The organism is Zongyangia acetica, assembly GCF_038739695.1.
GTDB lineage: Bacteria > Bacillota > Clostridia > Oscillospirales > Ruminococcaceae > Zongyangia > Zongyangia gallinarum.
The window spans coordinates 62,737-83,164 of sequence record NZ_JBBEWN010000010.1; the positions used below are offsets into that span (position 1 = coordinate 62,737).

Annotated in this window: 18 protein-coding genes; 15 read left to right on the forward strand and 3 right to left on the reverse strand. The window is 46.9% G+C overall.

Going from position 1 to position 20,428, the window contains the following annotated elements; genetic code table 11:
* The first annotated feature begins 191 nt into the window (after positions 1-191).
* The 15 genes from WGC32_RS10305 (at position 192) to WGC32_RS10375 (ending at position 16,482) form a co-directional block, all read left to right on the forward strand.
* The gene (locus tag WGC32_RS10305) at positions 192-620 is read left to right on the forward strand and encodes an SLOG family protein (RefSeq protein WP_342681865.1); all 429 of its coding nucleotides are present in this window, start codon (positions 192-194) and stop codon (positions 618-620) included.
* Positions 608-1,042, forward strand: coding sequence for a winged helix-turn-helix domain-containing protein (locus WGC32_RS10310; RefSeq protein WP_342681765.1), 435 nt, complete (start codon positions 608-610; stop codon positions 1,040-1,042). Before WGC32_RS10305 ends, WGC32_RS10310 begins: the two co-directional genes overlap by 13 nt.
* A gap of 449 nt (positions 1,043-1,491) precedes the next feature.
* Positions 1,492-1,923: a sigma-70 family RNA polymerase sigma factor gene (locus tag WGC32_RS10315; RefSeq protein ID WP_342681767.1), complete on the forward strand. Its 432-nt coding sequence runs from the start codon at positions 1,492-1,494 to the stop codon at positions 1,921-1,923.
* Positions 1,924-2,458: 535 nt separating this feature from the next.
* A complete protein-coding gene (locus WGC32_RS10320; RefSeq protein WP_342681769.1) occupies positions 2,459-4,411 on the forward strand; it encodes an ATP-dependent DNA helicase in 1,953 nt (650 codons plus the stop codon).
* Positions 4,412-4,426: 15 nt separating this feature from the next.
* A complete protein-coding gene (locus tag WGC32_RS10325) occupies positions 4,427-4,864 on the forward strand; it encodes a recombinase family protein (RefSeq protein WP_342681772.1) in 438 nt (145 codons plus the stop codon).
* Between the two features lie 13 nt (positions 4,865-4,877).
* Complete coding sequence (locus WGC32_RS10330) at positions 4,878-5,057, forward strand: SHOCT domain-containing protein (RefSeq protein ID WP_342681774.1); 180 nt, start codon at positions 4,878-4,880, stop codon at positions 5,055-5,057.
* A 104-nt stretch (positions 5,058-5,161) separates the two neighbouring features.
* Positions 5,162-6,706: a recombinase family protein gene (locus WGC32_RS10335; protein WP_342681776.1), complete on the forward strand. Its 1,545-nt coding sequence runs from the start codon at positions 5,162-5,164 to the stop codon at positions 6,704-6,706.
* A gap of 11 nt (positions 6,707-6,717) precedes the next feature.
* Positions 6,718-7,563: a recombinase family protein gene (locus WGC32_RS10340; protein WP_342681777.1), complete on the forward strand. Its 846-nt coding sequence runs from the start codon at positions 6,718-6,720 to the stop codon at positions 7,561-7,563.
* 22 nt (positions 7,564-7,585) lie between these two features.
* Positions 7,586-9,229: a recombinase family protein gene (locus WGC32_RS10345; RefSeq protein ID WP_342681779.1), complete on the forward strand. Its 1,644-nt coding sequence runs from the start codon at positions 7,586-7,588 to the stop codon at positions 9,227-9,229.
* A 402-nt stretch (positions 9,230-9,631) separates the two neighbouring features.
* A complete protein-coding gene (locus tag WGC32_RS10350) occupies positions 9,632-10,588 on the forward strand; it encodes a hypothetical protein (protein ID WP_342681781.1) in 957 nt (318 codons plus the stop codon).
* A gap of 3 nt (positions 10,589-10,591) precedes the next feature.
* Positions 10,592-11,074 carry a hypothetical protein gene (locus tag WGC32_RS10355; protein ID WP_342681782.1) on the forward strand — a complete coding sequence of 161 codons (483 nt, stop codon included), beginning with the start codon at positions 10,592-10,594 and terminating at the stop codon, positions 11,072-11,074.
* Complete coding sequence (locus tag WGC32_RS10360) at positions 11,061-13,124, forward strand: hypothetical protein (RefSeq protein WP_342681784.1); 2,064 nt, start codon at positions 11,061-11,063, stop codon at positions 13,122-13,124. Before WGC32_RS10355 ends, WGC32_RS10360 begins: the two co-directional genes overlap by 14 nt.
* Before the next feature lie 389 nt (positions 13,125-13,513).
* Positions 13,514-13,717 (forward strand): hypothetical protein, encoded by a 204-nt coding sequence (locus tag WGC32_RS10365; RefSeq protein ID WP_342681786.1) that lies wholly within the window; start codon positions 13,514-13,516, stop codon positions 13,715-13,717.
* 147 nt (positions 13,718-13,864) lie between these two features.
* On the forward strand, positions 13,865-15,817 hold the full coding sequence (locus WGC32_RS10370; protein WP_342681788.1) for a sensor histidine kinase: 1,953 nt from the start codon (positions 13,865-13,867) through the stop codon (positions 15,815-15,817).
* The gene (locus WGC32_RS10375; RefSeq protein ID WP_191509537.1) at positions 15,814-16,482 is read left to right on the forward strand and encodes a response regulator; all 669 of its coding nucleotides are present in this window, start codon (positions 15,814-15,816) and stop codon (positions 16,480-16,482) included. Before WGC32_RS10370 ends, WGC32_RS10375 begins: the two co-directional genes overlap by 4 nt.
* Before the next feature lie 233 nt (positions 16,483-16,715).
* Here the strand turns inward: WGC32_RS10375 and WGC32_RS10380 are convergent, their stop codons facing one another.
* From WGC32_RS10380 to WGC32_RS10390, 3 genes are read right to left on the reverse strand one after another with little or no spacing between them, the layout of a single operon-like run.
* A complete protein-coding gene (locus WGC32_RS10380; protein WP_342681790.1) occupies positions 16,716-17,123 on the reverse strand; it encodes an ATP-binding protein in 408 nt (135 codons plus the stop codon).
* Positions 17,116-18,750 (reverse strand): SpoIIE family protein phosphatase, encoded by a 1,635-nt coding sequence (locus tag WGC32_RS10385; RefSeq protein ID WP_342681792.1) that lies wholly within the window; start codon positions 18,748-18,750, stop codon positions 17,116-17,118. The genes WGC32_RS10380 and WGC32_RS10385 overlap by 8 nt, the downstream gene beginning before the upstream one ends.
* Entirely contained in the window at positions 18,747-20,417 is a 1,671-nt protein-coding gene (locus WGC32_RS10390; RefSeq protein ID WP_342681793.1) for a GH3 auxin-responsive promoter family protein, read from the reverse strand. Before WGC32_RS10390 ends, WGC32_RS10385 begins: the two co-directional genes overlap by 4 nt.
* Between the last annotated feature and the right edge of the window lie 11 nt (positions 20,418-20,428).

Here is a 20,428-nt window from a genome sequence, read left to right on the forward strand (position 1 = left end):
CTATTTTGTAATTTCGCGTATAGATATATTTTACCCTATTGACCTTCGCATAGCGCTAAGAGTATAATAAAAGTATTTAGCGATTCACGAAGTTTATACACGGAAACTTTTTTGTTTTGAGAAGGAAAATGGGAGTAAAATAGAATGGTAACCTGCGTTTTGCCGGACACCGGCAGATTTTTGAGCCGAATATCGGTGAAAAGGTCAAAAAAGCACTGGAAAAGCTCATAGAAACCGAAAGCCGGGCAGTGTTCCTGAACGGAGGAATGGGCCGGTTTGACGAGATGTGTGCCGAAGCTGTCCGAAAACTGAAGGAACAGCACCCGGAGAAGGATATCCGCCTTTGTCTGGTAGCTGCGCATCTTTCCAACCAGTTCAATACCGAAAAATCCTATTACCAAACTTTTTATGATGAAATCCTCTTGCCGGAAGAAGTAGAATATACTTATTACAAAGCCGCCATCACCAAGCGGAACCGCTGGATGGTAGATCATGCGGACCTTATACTCGCATACATCGACCACGATTATGGCGGCGCATACCAAACCTATCGATACGCACAGAAGAAATCCGTTCCCATCATCAACATTGCGGAAGGAGCAGCAGTATGTCTAAAGTAACAATTATCAAATGCAGCGATCATGAATCCAATCGCTTAGTAGAAGGAATCAAGAATGAAGCCGGTGGACAGGAATATCAGCCTTTCCGGGGTCCGGGAAAGGTCTATGAATTCGAACTGCTGCGGATCGATCAGCCCAAAAAGGAAGTAACAATCGGCGGGAGTCCGGTTGAGTTGGAACCAAGGGAATTTGAAATCCTTGGCTTGTTTGCTTCCCATCCCAATGAAGCACTGCCATGCGATTTTTTTCACAACGTGATATGGCCCCACCCGGACATGAAACATGGGATCAAAGAAGTCATCGTGCAGGTAGAAAGCCTAAAGAAAAAACTTCGGCTGGAAGCATCAGGCGCCAGCTGCCGGATCATAGAGGAAAGCACGCAGCGAGGACCGGGGTACCGATTTGAAATTTTAGCTAAATAGATAAAATGCACAAAGTAACGATTAAATTTTGTGGGTAAATAGACCGCAAATATGTAATTAGAAGGAAGAAAAAAGCTAAATCGTAGGTTTTATTTTTTATAATGTCCCCATCTGAATCAAGCTGGGGAAATATGGAATCCATAGGCGCTTATCCGCTTTCCCCAAACAGAGGGGATAGCGGCGATGTGTTGTCGATGGTTACCGCAGTACAGAGAAAGGGCTGTAGCTTCTCCCGAAGTTGCAGCCCTTTTTCATTCGACATGGTTCCGCCATAATCTTCCTTATTTTACCAAATTTGATACAGTCCCATTATGCGCATTCGCCTTTTGGCGGGTGCGCTTTCTTTTTGTTTACAGAAGGAGGTCATGGCTAAGAACGCATAGCGGCAGACCGCCGCCCCCGACAATCTGAATTTTCAAAAAATTTCAGATTGATCGGAGGAAACAGCCATGGCTTACAACAAAGCCAAAGCGGAGAGAGAATGGCTCCGCTGGAAAGAAGCAGAAGAAAAGAAACTCAGAGAACTCGGCGTGGATGAGGAAACCATCCAACGCCTTCATACATACGATTGGGCGCAGTTCAATAAGGAACGCCAGTATCTGCAGCGGCAGGTAGAATGGTCGCCCTATGTGGATTGGGTGTCGGCGCAGGATTTGGAGCTGCCGGTCGAGGATACCGAATCCCTGCTGGACAGCATCGAAGATATGGAACTGCTGCGTATCCTTTCCAAAGAGGACAAGCTCACCATACAGATTGCTTTTTTGAAAATGTCTGGTTTTAACGGATACGAAATTGCCGATAGGACCGGACTCACGCAAAAGGCAGTCAACCTGAGAATGGTACGTCTCAGAAAAAAATTAAAAAAATTTTTTGAAGCATGAAGCTCTCGGCACTTTTTCATGGGCTATAGGGCGAACGGGGAAAAAGAAACGTTCGCCTTGCAGCTTGAAAAGTGAATACCAGCCATGCGGGTACGTTCCCGCCTGAGCGAGCGACGCCGGAAAAAGCGCCACGACGAGCCGCACATAAGCTGCCTCCCTTTTGAGGGACGGCGGCTTGTGTTGTTGGCTTTGAGCGATCCATTTTGACCGGAAAGAGGGAGCAGTTCCCCTTTTCGCCACGACCTTGGGCGGGGTATTATGATACGCATTATCGTTTGCCCACACGTCAGATGGGCTGGCCGACCTTGGGTTGTAATCAGCAAGACCCTTGGGGAGCCAGCGAACGGCTTGTCAACTGCAAGCCTGCCCGTATGGTTCCCAAGGTTGCCGGGGGGCGAGCAGCAAATACGGCACGTCAAAATCAAACCTTTATTTTATTCAGATTGCCGTTGACGGCGAATCCGTGTGGCGCAGGCTTCAAACTGCGCCGCATTAGTTTGCCGCCAACGCACTTGCTCTAAGGAGAATGTGCCAAATGAATCAGGACTTGAAAAAGCAGGCCCATGGGGAAATCGAAAGGATCTTCCGAATCCTTCTTCCTCAAAACGGGCTGGCAGTGCGGGAAGAACAAATCTCCCTCTGCCACGCCATGCTGGATACCCTGCTGCAAAATAGAATCGCCCTGTGCGACGCAGGAGTCGGGATCGGAAAAACCTACGCTTACCTGACCGCCTGCATTTTACTCAAACAGTATGACCATTCCGGTCCTGCCGGTTTCCAACCGGTAGTGGTCTCCACCTCCAGCGTAGCCCTGCAGGACGCTGTCATCGGGGAATATATCCCATTTTTGTCCCGGATTTTTCTGGAAAACCATATTATTCAGAAACCCATCCGTGCGATGATCCGCAAGGGAAAGGAACGCTTTGTCTGCGACGCCCGGCTGTCCCAGCGGCTGGCAGCCGTCCAGGAGAAGCAAAAGAATGCCGGACAGCGCAAAGCCCTTTTCTCTTTGCGTACCTATTACGATTTGGACGCCGTGACCGGCCTCAGCGGATTTGACCGGCGGCAGGTCTGCGTTCCAAAGGTTTGTCCGAAGGAATGCCTTTTGAGAAGCTCCTGCCGTTATCATCAATATTTGAAAGAAGCCCGAAGTGCGGAGATTTTCGTCCAGATTTGCAATCACAACTATCTGTTGGCAGACGCCGCTCACCGCTTGCAAGAAATGCGGCCTCTTCTCAATGATTACCGGGCTTTGGTGATCGATGAAGCCCATAAGCTGCCGGACGCAGCCCGCCAGATGTACGGGCAGAGTTTATCGGCAGAAGATTTCAGCGAACTTTGCACCTTGCTGGAAAAAGAAAAATATATTTTGGCTGCCCAGCGACTGAAAGAAAAGTTTACTGCCCTTATGGGAGCCATGTACCGTGGAGAACTGCTGGAGGAAGCCCAGCGCACCGCCTTCGTTTTGACAGCGGACCGGGAAGCGGCGCTTCGGGATTGCCTTTCCCTTCTTCGGCAGACACAAAAACAGCTTGCCCCGCACCTTCCCCGGTGGATCACCTACCGGCTGGGAACAACAGAGCAAGCCCTAAACCTTTTTTATACCTGTGATAAACGATACATCCTTTATATTCAATACAGCCGGGACGGAAGCCCCAGCCTCTGCGCTGCCAGCCGGGAAATGCCGGAACAGCTGCGCCGGGCGCTATGGCTGAAGGGCATTCCCGCCATCCTGACCTCCGGTACTCTCATGGCTGGGGGCAGTTTTGACAGGACCCGCCAGCTCATGGGGCTGTCCGCAAACAAGCGGCTGGATGATTTTATTGCGGTTTCTCCCTTCAATTACAGGGAAAACTGCCTTCTCTACATTCCAGACGGCTTGCCAAGGACGCAAATGGGAAGCGAAAAGGAAGCTAAGTGTCTGGCAGAACAGATCTGCCGCTTAGTGGAAGCCACGCACGGGCACACTCTGGTGCTTTTTACTTCCTATTCCCTCATGGGCGCTGTGTACAATCAGGTGAAAGATCGACTGTCCTTTCCGCTTATGGAAGTATGGCGGCATTCGCAGGAAGTCATCCATCAGTTCAAGCAGGCGCAGAATGCGGTGCTGTTCGCAGCGGGCTCCTGTTGGGAAGGTGTGGACTTTCCCGGCGATATGGTATCATCGCTTATTATTGTGCGGCTGCCCTTTCCTGTTCCCGATCCATTGAGTGAAGCGGAACGGGAGCAGTATCCCACCTTGCAGGACTATATCCGGGCTGTCATTATCCCGGATATGCAGGTGAAACTCAGGCAGGGATTCGGGCGGGCGATCCGCACCGAAACCGACACCTGCGTGGTCAGCATTCTGGATCACCGGGCAGCTCCCGAAAAGCGATATCACCGGGCTGTGCTGGAAACCCTGCCTCCACTTCGTATCACCAGAAAAATTGAAGATGTGGAAGCATTCATCCGGGCAAAGAAAAGCCCGGATTATTTTATGCCGTAAAGGAGATTGTTATAGATGAATAAAGAAACACCGCCAGTCATGGCTTACCCCTATATGGAACGCCCTATGTGGCTATACAGCCGGAGCAGCGACAAAAGGATGTTTGTCCTGATCCAGCAAATGCGAAATCTTTTAAGTGAAGCCAATCATCGGGGATATACTGTTGTGGGGACTTCTCAGGATATGGGCACTGGCAGGAGCATGGCCCGCATGGGCTTAAAACAGATGATGCAGGCAGTGCAGGGCGGTTTTGTCCGTGCTGTGCTTGTTCGGGATTTAACCCGCCTGAGCCACGACCCCGCCATCCTGATTCAAATATTAGAGTTTCTGCAGGATCACCATACGGTACTGATCACCACCGAGAGCGACCTGCGGTATGAACTCTACCTCAAAGGGCTGGAAAATCGCTTTTTCCAAAGAGCGATCCAAAAGGATCTTCCGCTTCCGTGGTAAGGGGGACAGATATATGCAAGTTACATACAATCCTAATACACCCGCCCTCGCCGTGATTAATGAAATCAAGTATTATATGGCACTTTCGGCCCTGAAAAAGATGCTGGCCGATGGCGTTATAACCTCAGAAAATTACAACAAAGCCACTGTTGCTATTGCCGAAAGGTACCGGGTTTTGAGATACGATATTTAGTAGTTGTCGTGATAGCTTTCTACCAGACATTGTGATAATGTTGTTGCTACAGGGTGGTCATAATAGATGTCGCCCAAGAATGCGAAGAAAGGATGGTGCGGAGAATGCCACAGGTGCAAATCATCGAACCCACAATAAGACCGCAAGAGCAAAAAATTCGGGTTTGCGCTTATGCACGTGTGAGTAGCGACTCCGATGACCAGCTGAATTCCTTTTCAGCACAGGTGGAATATTTCACCAAACTGATACAAGCACACGAAGATTGGGAATTTATCGACATTTATGCTGACGAGGGTATAACCGGCACCAGAGCTGATAAACGTGATGAATTCCAAAGGCTTATGTGTGATTGCCGGGCTGGACGGATTGACCGTATACTGGTTAAATCTATTTCCAGATTTGGCAGAAACAGTACTGACTGCATTCAAGCTGTACGAGAACTCAAATTATTGGGTGTTGCCGTTGCCTTTGAAAAAGAAGGCATTGATACAGGTCAAATGACCAGCGAAATGTACTTTTCCATGTACAGCGCCTTCTCACAGGAAGAGTCTACTTCTATCGCAAAGAATATGCGTCGGGGCGCAGCCATGCGGATGAAAAACGGAACCTATCGTTTATCCCAAGCACCCTATGGCTATCGTTTAGATGAAAATGGCGGTTTCCTAATTTGTGACGAAGAAGCCAAAATTGTCCGAAAGATATTCGGAGATTTTCTCTCAGGCAAAAGTATTCAAGAGATCACCAATGAACTTGCGGTGGCAAAAGTACCAAAGTTGAAAGGAAACCCTGTGTGGAGCGCCACTGGAGTTTCTTATATTTTAACCAACGAGCGTTACATGGGGGATGAATTATTCCAGAAACGCTTCACCACAGATGCCTTCCCATTTAAGAAGGTGAAGAACCGTGGGGAGAAAAGTCAGTTTTATGCTGAAAACACCCATGAAGCTATCGTCAGCTCTGATGTGTTCAGAATGACACAAGAACTTCTAAAAAAGAAAAACCAGCTTCATGGTCGAAAAAAGGAAATGCAGTCTTATACCTTTTCTAAAATGCTGGAGTGCAGCGAATGCGGAAGTACATTCTGCAGACGGGTGACCAAGGCTGGAACTGTGGTGTGGGCTTGTTACCGGCATTTTCGTGATAAGAGATTATGTACCATGGAAAATGTGCAGGAATCTGAAGTGGAAGCAGCATTTATCACCTTATATAACAAGCTGGGGAGAAATTGCTCAGAGATTTTAACACCATTCATTTTACAAGTTGAAAACTTGCGTGATAAAAATTTTATGTCCCATCCGGGGGCAATGCAGTTGAACAAGGAAATAGCAAATCTGTTGGAGCAGAATCATGCGTTGGCTACTTTAAGAGCCAAAGAGTGCATAGATTCTGCTTTTTTTTTGAGCGAAACCAATGCCAATAATGCCAAGTTGGAAAATTTGCGAAAAGAACTTCAGAGATATCGTGATTTAAATGACTATCACGAGATACTCGATGCAAGTCGCTTGCTTCTGAAGATTTTCGAAGAACAGGAAAGTATCTTAGAGTTTGAACCCGTAGCCTTTCGCAATATGGTTATTAAAGTAAGGATTTTCTCAGATATCATCTGTTTCCGGTTAATCAACGGAATGGAATTGGCTGAAAGAAGATAGGAGTTGTACTAATGAAAAAGAAAAGATACCTGCCCTTCGGATATCAAATGGAAAAGGGGGAAATCATCCCGCATCCTGACGAGGGACCTTTGGTGCAGGCTATCTTTTCAAAATATATTGAAAGGGCTGCCCTTTCAACACTCGCCAAATATGCCTCCTTGTCGGGCATTCCTTATCGGGAAGGAGCCGGGCAATGGAATAAAACCATGATTTGCCGGATTTTGGACAATTCCAAGTACGCAGGCGATGAAGGATTCCCGCCGCTGGTTTCAAAGGAACAGTGGGAAGAAGCAGCTTTCCTCAGAGCAGCCAAGGCAAAGCAATATGGCGGCAGCCTACCTGCGGAAATGAAAAAAATCCGCCAGAAAATCTGCTGTGGAAACTGTGGGCAAATCCTCAAGCGAGTCAATATGCGGACAGGATACATCCTGTGGGAATGCCCAAAATGCGGAATCAGCACAGACTACATACCAGACGAACTATTGCTGCAAAGCGTGACTGCCCTATTAAACCGGGCAATTGAAAACCGGGAAAAGCTGAAACCGGAAGAAAGACATTGTGAATGCTTATCCATCGAAGTCCTCCGGCTGAATAATGAAATTGACCGACAGATGACCAATCCCTGCGCTAATGCGGATCAACTGCTCCAGCTTATCATGGATTGTGCCAAAGCGAAATACGAAGTCAGCGAAAGCGGTGCTTCGGAGCAGATGACTCAGCTTATACAGGAACGGCTGGCCGATCAACCCCTGATTTCCGACTTCGACTACGACCTGTTTAGCAGCATAGCAGAGAAAATCCTTATTCAGCCAAATACTTCCGTTCACCTTCAACTGCGAAACGGAAAAGTGATATAGCCTACCGGAAAGGAGCATTTATATGGAGCCACAAGCCCCCATCAGGCAGAAAATCATCAGGGAGATTAAACCCTCCCCAGTGCTGCAGGCCAGAACCCGCAATCACAGGCTAAGGGTAGCGGCTTACTGCCGAGTCAGTACAGAGCAGGAAGAACAGCAGACCAGTATCGAAAACCAAATCACCTATTATGACGATTTGATTCGTTCAAATCCTGAGTGGGAATATGCTGGCGTTTTCTCAGACGATGGCATCAGCGGAACCAGAGATGAGAACCGCCCCGGTTTTATGGAAATGATAAAGCAGTGCAAAAAAGGGAAAATCGACATGATACTGGCAAAGTCGCTATCCAGATTTTCCCGAAATACCCTCCAATGCATTTCGTACATACGAATGCTCAAGGATCGGGGCATTATCATCCGGTTTGAAAAAGAAGGGCTGGACACCTCCCGTGTAACAAGCGAAATATTCTTCACATGGACCAGTGCCTTCGCCCAAGGCGAAAGCGAATCTCTGAGCAACAATGTCAAATGGGGCAAACGAAAAGGGTACAGCCAAGGAAAATTCGCCTTTCCCTATAAGAATATGCTGGGCTATAAAAAAGGAGAGGACGGAGAGCCGGAGATTGTGCCGGAAGAAGCAGAACATATCAAAATGATTTTTAACCTGTTCCTGCTGGGCCGCAGCCTGCGCCAGATCAAGGAAGCCTTGGAACGGCGAAACATACTGACGCCACGGGGGAATACAGAATGGGGATTATCCAGTATTGAACATATCTTGCGGAATGAGAAATACATGGGAGATGTGTTGTTACAAAAAAGCTATACAGTAGATTTTCTTACTAAGAAAAAGAAGAAAAACAACGGAGAGCTCACCCAATATTACATCACTGACAACCACCCAGCTATCATCCCCCGTGAAGATTTCCTAAATGTCCAGCTTGAACTGACCAGAAGAAACAGCAAAAAGAAGGTTTCCCAAAAGAAAACCAAGAGTGCGCTGGGCAAATACTGCAGCAAGTATGCACTTTCCGAAAGGCTGGTTTGCGGGGAATGCGGTTCCATGTATCGCCGGACCACTTGGGTAAAAAAAGGCAAGAAGAAAGTAGTCTGGCGCTGCATCAGCCGATTGGAATTCGGAACAAAATACTGCCAACATTCACCAACCATATCGGAAGAAGCCTTACATCAGGCAATCCTCCAATGTATTCAAAAAGTGGTCGGGGACAAAGAAGATATCCTAAAAAATCTGCGTGATGTTCAAGAAAACATTATCCTGTTTTCCGGGAATCAAATCACACCGCAATCGCTGGAAAAGCAAATAGACAAACTGCAGCAGGAAATGTCTGCCTTAGTTAAAATCATTGCTCAAGGCGGTGACAGTGACTTCTATGCCGCCAAGCTGCGGCAGCTTTCCGAACAGAAAATGGACCTCACCAACCAACTGCAGGAAATCCAGAAAAAGAAAATGGCAGATCAGGCACAGGAATATCAGTACCAACAAGCCCTGCTTTATATCAACAACGAGGAAAACCTGAATCTAACTGAATTTAACGATGACTTTATTCGAAGAATTATTGAACAGGTGACCGTTCTATCCGCTACCCAAATCAGAATACGATTTGTTGGTGGATATGAGCAGGACGCAAACCTGCCATTGAAAAAATAGGTTGCCTGCAAAAAAATAGCACCGATGTCCTCAATCCGGGGGGCATCGGTACTATTTTTTTGTGGGTAACTTTAGTATATAGAGAGAAAAATCACTTTCAAAATTGCAGCGTTTCTGTTATAATGAAAATGAGTAAGTGTACGTTGTAGATTGTTCTTTGAAATAAAAGATTTGTGAAGAAAGGGGGGAAAGCATGAAAGTTCAGCCCCCCCCACAAGTAGGAGATAGATTATTCTTATTCCATCGAGAGGTAATCATTACCAAGACCTATTTAACATTTCACCTTGTCAAAATTCGCTATATAAATGACATTGCTGAATTTTGTATAGACTATCATGCTTTATCTTCCCAGCCTGACTACACAAATTCAATTGGAATAAACAAGCTAAGAGGACGGATATAATGAGCAGTATTATGACATTTATTGAAGGATATATGACTGGAAACGCATGGGAAGAACTCTGTGTAAAATGTTATCGTCTAAGATATCAAAGAGAGCATTATACAGCTATCCCTGCAGTGCAAGGTGGAGATGCTGGTATTGAAGGATTTACTCATAGCGGAATAGTTCATCAGTGCTATTGTCCAGAACGTATATATTCAGATAATGAACTTTATACTCATCAAAGGGACAAGCTAACTGCAGATATCGAAAAATTAATGAATAATGGAGAGCGCCTTAAAAAATTAGGAGTTCCGCCTATTGCTGAATGGCATTTTAATATTCCTGAATATAAAGATCCGAGGATTCTTAGTCATGCGCAATCGAAGCAGCAAGAAGTGTTAACTGCCAAAAAGAAGAATCCTACTTTGTTTGCCTATATTTCTGATGATTTTAAAATACTTGTTAAAGTTGCAGAAGATTTTTCACCGGAAATTAGCAGAATTATTCGTACAAACCTTACTGATATGAAGCTTAATTTAGCTGTTCAACATCAAGAGAAGCCTGATTGGTCAAAATGTGATTCCCAAAAAGTCGCTAATATACGTCGTAAAGTAGGAGCAGTAATGCATGTTGACGAAGATGATCCTGATTTAAACTATGTGATTAATGTTTATATTGATTATTATATAGCTGGACTGGAAATCATGAATAACTTACAACTTCATTTCCCAGAAATATATGAAGATCTCTACAAATTAGAACAGAGCTATAAAAGAGAAGTTTCATTGAAAACTCGGATTAATACTGACCGGCAATTAAATCAAAGTTTATTTAATAATATCCTTAACGAGTTTCAAGAAAAACTCGAAAAAGATTTTTCCAAAATGCTGACACAAGCTTCCGTTGTAGAACTAAAACAAGATTTAGTCGCAAGTTGGTTGGCTGATTGTTCTATGGAATTCAGGAGTGTATAACTAATGGTAAATCAGTTTCCTCTACAAGGTGATATAATTTTTGATGCAAAACCAGATGCGGTACCTTATAACTATCGAATAAGTTATAAGGTTTCTCAGTTGTGTCTTATTATGTACATATGTGGATGGGGAACGTCTTGCTCGCTAATTAAACTTCATATGATATCCTTTGCATTGTTATCACGAAAGAACATGGACAATCTATTAGAGTTTTCTGATAAAACAAATGAATCAGTGGTAGTTAGGTTTGATCCAGCAGTAAATAGAGCACTTACATACGCAGTGGCTTATGGCTTTGTCGTACAACAGCAAAACGGGAATTATAAACTAACAGACCAAGGGAAAAATTTCGCAGAGCGAATTAAATTGGCTGGCGATCTAATGGTGACTGAAATTAGAGAACTTACAGATTTGTCAAAAAGACTTACTGAATCAAGGATTAAGGAACTCACTGAAATTTGGAGGGATAGACATGCTGAGGATTAATAGATTACGTGTTGAAATTAATACTGCAAACGGCATGTATGGAATAGATGAATCTTTTAAAAAAGGGTTAAATTTTGTGGCAAGTAAGGAAAACACTTGCGGAAAAAGTTCTATACTTGCAGCTATATATTATTGCCTTGGTTTTGAGCAGATACTGGGTGGTGTCGCAGGTATTGGTGGGAAGGTATTAACATCTGCTTTTAAAAATACAATTGATGACAATGGAAAATCATGGAATGTTACAGAATCTGGAGCCTATCTTGAAATCAGTAATGGCTCCGAAGAAATAACAGTTTATAGAAGCATTAAAGCAGAAAATAAAGACAATAGACTTATTACTGTATATTTTAGTGAATATGATTTGATTAGTAATCCCAAAACCCAGTCGGAAGATTTTTATGTAAACATTCAGCATGCTGCTACAAGTCAACGAGGATTTCATGCATTTTTAGAGGACTTTTTACATTTAAATCTTCCTTTAGTTCGCACATCTGATGGTAGTGAACGAAAACTTTATTTACAAATCATTTTTTCAGCTATGTTTATTGAACAAAAACATGGCTGGTCTGATATCCTGTCGGGAATGCCCGTATTTGGCATTCGAGAGTCGAAAAAGCGAGTGGTTGAATATATACTTGGTCTCGATACCTTTAAAAACGAAAAAGAGCGAGATCGACTAAATGGTATAAAAACAGACCTTGAAAATAAGTGGGAACAGCTTATCAAAGAAATACAGCGACGTGCTTATTCCGAATCTTGCGATATTGTTAATATCCCCGTGCATCCCTGTGTGCTTTCAGACAAACAGTTTTCGCGTATTGCTATTCTAACAGTTGAGAAAACTACTATAGATGAAAAAAACAATCAATTAAAAACGGAATATGACTCATTGCGTCAATTGAAGCCACGAGTGACTGATAATTTTGAGGCTTTAAATACAGAGCTTTCAGAAACAGAAGCAGCCATTCTCAAATTTGAAGAGATTGTACGTCATCTAATGCAGAAATTATCTGGAATTAGTGAAACAATTCATCGGCTGACTTCTGATCTTCAACTTATTTGTACTGATATTAGAAATAATGAGGATGCAGCCAGATTACAAAAATTTGGTTCGGAAGTTAGTAATGGGCAGATAAGTGCAAATATTTGTCCAACTTGCAAACAGCAAATTCAAGATAATCTTTTAGAAGCTAATCCGTGTAGTGGCTTTATGAGTATTGAAGAAAACATACGGCATCTTAAGGCGCAAAAAAGTATGCTGGAATTTTCTCTCAATAGCCGTAAGAATACTCGTGACGCGCTACAAAAAGAAAAAGATAGCTATGAAAGTAGACTATTAACTTTACGCCGTTTAGCGCAAACCCTTCGGTCAGACCTTTTTACCACAACAGATACCGAAGCATCTGAAGCAATAATTTTAAAAAAGATAGAAATATCGAAACAAATTGAGCAGTTATCAGATTTGCAAGATGCATTTTATTCTTTTCTTGATAATCTAAATGACTTATCGGAAAAGTGGAATGATTATTTAGAGCAGAAAAGTCGTTTGCCGAAGAAGGGGATTTCTGAAATGGATATGAGCAAAATAGCTCTATTGAAATCTCACTTTATTGACAATCTGCGAAGATACCACTATAGTAGCTTATCAAGTTTTGACGGTATAGAAATCTCAGAAGAATCTTTGCTACCAACCATTGATGGATTTGATATGAAATTTGATTCATCTGCAAGTGATGGAATCAGAACAATTTGGGCTTTTACACTGGCTCTTTTACAGGTTTCGATTGAAAAAGACGGAAATCATCCCGGAATTATTATTTTTGATGAACCCGCTCAACAAAGTATAGTTTCAGAAGATATGAACAGCTTTATTCAGTCAGTATCTGAAGTTAGTTCCCAAAGCCAGATAATTATGGCCATAACACTTAATAGTCATGAACTTATTCATATTATTGATGAGTTGGATACCGATAAATATCATAAGCTGGAGATTGCAGATAAAGCATTTAAACGATTTGAAAAAATGGGCTCAAGGGAAGTGTCAGATTAAGTAACTGAAAGGGGCATCTAAAGTGACCACCCCTTCCAGACTGAGTCTGGACGCGGTTCGCGTTCAGACTCTTTTCTTTTTCTCAAGCAATGCGCTCGCGCTGGAAAGGACATCTAAATTGTCCATCCCTTCCAAGGTCCGATATTCGAAAACATATCGGACCTTTTTATATTTTTAATTTCAAAAAAGCTTTTTAGTGGTAGATAAAGTAAATTTTGCGAGCCAAATCCTCAACGGACTCTCAACGGACTAAAGAAAGAGGTTCTCAACTGTTAACTGAGACTGCTTATTCATACTACCGATCACAGTAAGAAAATCTCTATTCCTGCCTGCGGATAACGCGGAAAATTGGGGAAGCCACCCCAGATACTTGGCTCAAGCGACCAATTGTGGCGTACTTTACAGGGAATCGTATCGCTATCGATGTAACCGTGGAGTACAGTACGAAGGATGGTGTCCTATCGGTTTACGTTGCCACAGGTCAGGACTTCTCACTAGAGGGCCAGGGCGATGAAGATCTCTCCCTAGCCATGCTCAGAGCAGCCCGCGCCCACATTGTCCGTGATGAAAACGGCGTTAGGTTATTTCTCTAGGTAAACCAACCTATTCCGCCCTTTTTGGTGGGAGCTTCGCGGTTGAAATGGCTAGGGCAAAAAGATATAATGATGGAGAACTATTTCCCTTATTCGGCTTGTGTAAGATCATCCTAAAGTGACGGATGAAAAAAGGGGGCGGTCGGGATGCGGACAAATAGGGTTCGCGGCCACCATCTGCAATGGTTAATCCCGGTGATTATCGTGCTGCTGGTCGCGCTGATGATGCATTTGTTCCTTGGGAGAAGGTTAAGCCAGATTCCTGAGGTTCATCCGGTGGATGGCGTGCTGGATATCACCGAGGTTGACTTGTCTGAAAAGGTGGTCAATGTAAGCAACAACTGGGATTTTTATCCCAATGCCCTGTACACTTCTGCGGACTTCGCCAACGGTGTGGAGAACAATAGCCAAGAAGCTAATTCTACTGTGGACAGCGAGCCAAAATACGGCACACATCGCCTCATCGTCAAAGCCCATCCAAAGCAGTACTATACCCTTTGCTCCTACTCTATTGACTATAGCACCCGGGTGATTGTCAACGGCGTGGAGGCCGCCAATTTCGGCATTGTGGCAGACAGCGCCGCTGAGAGTGTGCCACGGATTGGTTATATGACAATTCCCCTCTACTCCGGAGAAACAGGAGAAATTGAAATCATCTACCAATACGCTAACTTCGTCCACCGGGATGGAGGATTTATTCAACCTACCTATCTGTCAACGCCTCAAAACATCGAGGAATTCAAGGCGCACAACGATCTCGTCTCTCTGAGCCTCAGCGGCGGGCTGTTGGTTCTATTTTTATATTTTCTTTTGTGTTCCGTTTTGCAGCGGCGATGTAGTTTTCTGCTGCTCTCCATCTGCTGCCTGATGATGGCCTTCCGGGATCAAAACTTTCTGGTTGTCCACGCTCTGCCGCCTGATACCTCCTGGTACCTCGCCTACCGGATTTTCATGGCCGTGACCGCTCTGCTGCCGGGAATGGTGCTCCTGCTGTTTGGGAGTATGTATCCTAGCGCCATCAAAAAGCTCCCGGTCATTTTGCATACAGCAGCCATGGGGATTGCCGCGGCTCTCATTGCCATTCTCCCTACAGTCTGGCTGGTCACAGTCTGTACCGTTGCCTGGGGCTGCGCACTCCTTTATCTCGTCTATCTTATCTGGGGCGTCGTACGGTATTATCTAAAGAAAAGGACATTCCAGATGACGGATGCGCTGACGGTAGGCGGCGCGGCTGTGCTCATCTTATCCATCCTGCTAGAGGCAACTTATGTCAATCATAGTTCCGTTGTCAGCCATTACGGAATCATGCCCGGTGGGATGCTGATATTTGATCTTCTTATTGCGATGTCAATCAGCCTGCGTTCCAAGGCGCAGGAGGAAGCACTGGCGGAAAGCCGTAGCCGCAGCGAACTTCTGGAGCGGATGAACGCCATGCATCTGGATTTTTTGCACCAGGTGGCCCACGAACTAAAAACACCGCTGACCGTCATTTCCGGTTATGCCCAACTGACCGGCCTGCAAATGTCCACCGGTCATATTAGTAATGAAACGCCAGAAAACCTAAAGGTCATCCGCAATGAGGCTTTACGGCTGGCCGATATGGTGAACAACCTCATGGAATACACCTATGGCAGAACTACCGAAGCCCAATTTGCTACGGTCGAGGTAGGACCACTCTTGGAAAGCACCCGGGCCATCTGTACCCCTATGTGTCTGAAAAACAGCAATCGTGTGGACACGCATAATGAAAACTCCGTGGCAGTCTATGGCAGTTGGGAAATGCTGTTGCAGGTCTTCATCAACTTGGTGGTCAACGCCAACCGTCACACCCAAAACGGTGTCATTACCATTAGTGCGTCAGATCAGGAATGCCGGGAGTATGTAGTGTTTCGGGTGGAGGATTCCGGCAGCGGGATAGATGATAAGATTCTCCCCCATATTTTTGAGAAGGGCTACAGCGGCGATGGCGGGAGCGGCCTGGGGCTGGCCATCTGCCGGGAGGCCGTAGAGGCTCACGGCGGGAACCTGAAGGTGGAACGTACCGGCCCTGAGGGTACAGTCTTTGCGTTTACAGTGTTAAAAAGGGAGGCAGAGCCATGAGTACAATTCTTCTGGTGGAGGACAACCCACACATTATGAAGATCAATGCCGAGGCCCTGACCATGTACGGCTATGAGATTCTTCAAGCGGCCACCGCCCGGGAATGCCGCCAGGCTTTGCGTTGGCATCCAGTGGATCTGGTGGTGCTGGACATTATGTTGCCTGACGGCGATGGCGTAGAACTATGCCGGGAACTAAAAGAACAGCACAACATCCCCATTTTGTTTCTCAGCGCCCTGGGAGAGAGCCGTGACGTGGTAGAGGGCTTACGGGCGGGAGGAGACGACTATCTGGCCAAGCCCTACGACTTAGAAGTGCTGGCTGCACGGATTGAAGCAAGGTTGCGGCAGGAGCAGGCTAGAAGCCGCTATGTCAGTTATGGTAGCCTAAAGCTGGATATTTTCTCCGACTGCGGTTACCTGGGTGGCGTTGACCTACAACTGACACAGAAGGAATTTGCCGTATTGCTTCTACTTGTCCGCAACGCGGGAAAAACCGTCTCCAAACAGAAGGTTTTGATGGAGGTGTGGAACACCGACCAAGAGGATGACAAACGGGCTCTTTGGACGCTGATTTCCCGGCTGCGTCGGAAACTCAACAGCCACAACTCCCGCATCGAGATCTCCTCCAAGCGAGGAGACGGCTATACATTGGAGCTGATATGACGCCCAGGCGGCAAGCTTTGCGATTTGTTAAAGTTGGTCGCCTGAAATTTCTGTCATTTACGATAATATGAGGGGTTCCTTTACCCTTGGATGCTTTCATAAAAGCTGGCGGAAAAGCAGTGCTATCTCTGCCTATTTGTTAGAAAAACAGGATAGAAAAGAGGGGGAGCTTTCTTTGGAGAAAGCTCCCCCTCTTTATAAATTTTTCATAAGAAGATAAAGGATGATGGTAATTATCCTTTTTTCCGCAGAGTTAAGATGTTCTTTCCATCCCGATATTCATATTGGATATCATCCATCAGCTTTTTTGCCATGAAGATGCCTAAGCCGCCAATCTGCCGCCGCTGTGCATCCAGCGTCACGTCAGGATCCTGCCGGTCCAGAGGATTATAGGGGCGGCCCCGGTCAGCGAATCCCACAATAATCTGGAAGGGATCACCGCCGGCCTCACAACGAACACGGGCCTCCCCCACATATGGGTGGTAGGCATAGCGGGCGATGTTGACAAAGATCTCCTCCACCGCCAAATCCACCTGCGTCATTAGCTTCAGAGGACAACCGGCCTGTTCCAGCTGCTTGTCCACAAAAGCGAGAACAGTATTCAAATTGTCCAAGGTCGCGGTCACAGTGATCTCAGCCATTCTCATCCCTCCCGGTGATCTTATTGATCCGGAGCAACAACATGGTGATATCGTCTGCCTGCTCTGCTCCGGCGGCAAAAGCGGCAATATCGCCATGCAAGAGCTTTAGTTGCTCCTCCAAGGATTTGCCTACCAGATCCGCCCCTTTGAAAAAGTCCTTAAGACGCTCCTCGGAGTACAGGACGTTGTTTGGGTTTAGCGCCTCTGTGACGCCGTCGGTGTAGAGGAAGATGCAATCCCCTGGATGGAAAATGATCTCCTGCTGCTGATAGTGAACATCCTCCATCCCTGCCAGAACGAAGCCGCGCTTACTGGGCAGCCAGTGGTAGGGTTGTGCCTCCAGGGCGACCAGAGGCGGATTGTGTCCGGCGTTGACGTAGGTAAAGCGGCCGGTGGAAATCTCTAGGACGCCTAGGAAGGCTGTGACAAACATTCCCGACTCGTTGTTCTCGCACAACTGGTTGTTCACCGTCTCAAAGACACAGCTGGGATCCATACCGGCCTGGGCGTGGTTCTTAATGAGGGTCTTGGCAATGACCATAAACAGGGCCGCAGGCACACCCTTTCCCGATACGTCGGCTATTACCACCGCTAAGTGGTCCTGATCCACCAGGAAAAAGTCATAGAAATCGCCGCCCACCTCTCTTGCCGGGGTCATGGTCGCATAAATATCGAACTCATCGCGCTCCGGGAAGGGGGGGAAGATCCGAGGCAGCATATCCGCTTGGATCTGGGTGGCCACATTCAGTTCCGCTCCAATACGTTCCTTTTCCGCGGTGACGGCGGTGAGGTTTTCCACGTATTGTACAATATCCGTTTCCATCTTTCCGATAACCCGTGCCAAGGCGCCGATCTCGTCCTTTTTGCGGATCTGCGCTAACAGGTCCAGCCGAGCCACGTTGTCCTCAGCGAAGCGCTGGGCCTCTCCAGCAATGGTAAGGATAGGTGAGACCACCTCCTTGCGGAGAAAACCGATATACGCCAGAAGGAACAGGGCCACCGACAGTACTGTAATCCCCATAACGTTCCATACATAGGTCCTCCGGGCGTTGTCTAAGGCCGTCATCGCCTTTTCCACTCCCAGAAAGGCTATGACCTTCCCACTGGAATCCTTTATCGGAATCCCCGCAGTGGTGTGGGCGCCAGAGGCTTCGGTGTAGGAGTAGAAATAGACCGCGCTGCGTTCCCCCGTAGTCATGATCTGTTCTACCTCTTCCTGGTAGGCTGGGTCCATATCCTGGGCAGTGTAGCCCAGCTCATAGCGGGTAAATCCAGTATCTGGGTGTACGGCGTCAAAGATATAGGTGCTGGTGGTGTAGTCGTTGGAGAGCTGGGTCACATAGATGAGATAGCTGTTGGTAGAGAGCACCAGAGCGTCCAGTTCGGCTTGAATTTCCAGATAGGCCTCGTCAATCTCCCCAGTCTCCAGATAATACTCCAATCGGTCTGGATCGAGATATGTCTTGGCAGTCTCCGCAGTTTCATAGGCGGAACGATTGTACTCGTCCTCCAGCACCATGGTAAATTGCTTGTAGCCCATATAGCTGATGGCAGTGCACAGCAACACGCTCAGAAGCAGCACGCTAATAATGAGTTTTATGGAGAGTCCTGAGATCTTCTCGTTCATCTTTCCCTCATTTCCTCGAATTTATCCGCCTCAGCGGCAAAAAAACATAGGCTTTCCTCTCCCCGCAAAATTTGCACAGGTTTGTACTGAGCCATCGTCCGGCCACGGCGAGCCATGGCTGCCTCATAGCGCTGAAAACTGCCGGGGGGCAGAAAGCGAACACGGACCGGTCCGATATCTCCCATAACGCGGCAACCTTGATAGCCCAGGCTTATCTCTCGCAGGCACTGATCCAGCAACGGCCCGGCGTTTTCCAAATAGGGGCTCTCCAAATAAACGAGGTATCTACCCGGCCGAAGAGAGTAATCCTCCTGAGCACAGAAGGCGGTGACAGAAAGGCCCGTACGTTCTTGGAAGCGCCACATGGCATCTCTCAGTTGCTCGGTGTTCAGCTTCTCGTCCGCTACATTTAAAGCCTGGTTCATCCGATAACAGAAGCGGACAACCGGAGCCTGCCCCCAAAAGCCTACCACTTCCAACACATCCCGCATCCGGTAACGATAAAGGCCAGAGTGGTTGGTAAAGACAAGTTCGTAGCGCTCCCCCACCTCCACCTGCCCTATGGTCTTGGGCAAACCCATCTCTCCAGAGACAGGCAGAAACTCGAAGAATCCCGCCTCTGGCAGCAGGATGTAGGCGTCTGGTACATTTACTCCCGCCGCTATGCTGAGAAAGCCCTCTGAAGCGCCATAGATAAAGTGGTGAATGGGTACAGATTTAGCATAGAGTTCCATCGCGCGGGTATAAACAGGAAAGTTCTCCCCTCCAATGCCTAGAATATACCGGATATCGGGCCAAATCCGTCGTACCATGTCTTCCGGCTGGAGATCCGGCCGAAGCGGGCTTAATTCCTCCGCTCGTCGAGGGTCTGGAGGCAGCCAGCCACGAAGTTTCCGCCGCCAATGGGCGTCCAGAGGGATGCTGTCGTCTATCGTCCCCGTCGCCATATCCCGTAACAGTAGGTTCCAGTGCTCCCGAATGTAATCCAGAACGCTCACCGCCCGGTGAAGGAAGACGCTGTGGATGGCGGTAAGTTTTCTCTCCGCTAGAGCAAAGCGAACTTTCACATAGGTCAGATCCTCCACCCGCTCCGGGAAAAGGACTTCCTTGGGCACGCAGTAATCGGAAGCATCAAAACCTCCCGCGCGATCTAACCACTGATATAAAGAAGCGGAGCGGACACCACACATCTGCCCCCCTGGAAGATAGGTCTTAGCGAACTCACCCACCTGGAATATCTTCCCAAATAACGCCTCTGGCGGCAGTTGAGGAAAGTACTCCTCCACCATGCCGTAGACGCCCCAGTGGATATACTCATAGTGGATGCCCATATCCGTCTCCGTCACAGGCACGTATTTGGGGGTGCCGGTGCTTCCAGAGGTAATGGCGAAGTAAACCGGCTCTTCCATTGTCAGCTGACAGGTACCGCCGGAGAGAAGAGCTTGGATGTAAGGCTCATAGTCTTGGTGACAGGAGAGCGGGACTTGTTCCTGAAATTCTGCCAAGGAATGGATGCGGGAGAAACCATAACGCGTGCCGTATTTTGCGGCGGCATTTTGCCGCAATATGGTCCGCAGCTGCTCCTGCTGGATTTTCTGGGCACCGGCTGCGGCCTGCCGCAGCTTGGCCATAGCCGCCGCTCCCGGCGAAATGTAGTCCATCTTCATAGTAGTTCTCC